General features: G+C 59.9%; 1 pseudogene. It reads right to left on the bottom strand.

The annotated features are described in order from the left end of the window. Positions 1–474: 474 nt before the first annotated feature. Positions 475–926 (bottom strand): annotated as a pseudogene (locus EOA13_RS37255) (MucR family transcriptional regulator); the annotation flags it as partial. Positions 927–1,012: the final 86 nt, after the last annotated feature.

The raw sequence follows: 1,012 nt of genomic DNA, 5'->3' as shown, positions 1-1,012 counted from the left end.
CTCCCGCATGGGCGAGGCGACGAAGCCCATCACGGCGGCCCCGGCCTCGATTCACGCAGCCTGCCGAAAGGATTCCGACCGCGCGATCTCGTCGATCCGACACTGAAGGTCGAACCGATCAAAGTGAAGACACGGGATTTCAAATGAAATACTCAAGTTGGACGCCAAGCTAGCATACCGGCGCGGTATCGCTCGGCGGCTTTCAAATTCACCGAGTAACGAACATTCTATGCAGATGGCGCGGCGGCGTTGAGGCACCGGGTCCGCGCCAGCCAGCAGCCTCTCCGCAGTGAGTCCCGGCTTCGTGCCCGACCTCAAACTGCTCACGTTGAACGCCGACGCGACTAGCTCCGGACGTAGATCGATCCGAACCACCCTGGCATCACCCTTGCGACCCGGGCTTGCTGCTCGCAGGGCCGCGTCAGTCTTCGGTGAAGGTGGGGCCTGCCGCTCGTTGCCGAAATCAAGCTGGACCTTCTTGCGGGTCCGGTTCGTCGGTGCCGCCGGCTCCGGCGCTTTCGGTTTGCGGCCGAGCCCCATCGTCTTGGCTAATGCCGAGCGCGCGGCGGCGTAGTTCGGCGCGACCATGGGATAATCAGCCGGCAGACCCCATTTGGCGCGATATTCATCCGGCGTCAGCGCGTAGTGGGTCGACAGATGCCGCTTCAGCGACTTGAATTTCTTCCCGTCCTCAAGGGAGATGATGTAGTCCGGTGTCACCGACTTCCTGATCGGTACCGCAGGCTTTAGCGCTTCCGGCATTTCTGCGGAAACGTTGTCGACCGTGCCTTTCAGTGCTGCATGCACTTGGCCGATCAGGGCAGGGAGATCTCCACCGGGACCGGATTGTTGGAGACATAGGCTGAGACGACATCAGCGGTGAGTTCGATGAGGACGTCGGTTTTGTTGTCACCTTCTTCTGTCATGAAAACTCTCCGGGGTAGCTTGAAGACAGTCGGCGAAGTGTTGCTTCATAGTGGCGGGGATTTGGGGAAAAAAAAAAAAACCAGCA

This window comes from Mesorhizobium sp. M7A.F.Ca.US.011.01.1.1, assembly GCF_003998295.1.
Lineage (GTDB): Bacteria > Pseudomonadota > Alphaproteobacteria > Rhizobiales > Rhizobiaceae > Mesorhizobium.
Note: the sequence above shows the minus strand (reverse complement) of the source record. Positions and strands in the feature narration are given on the sequence as shown.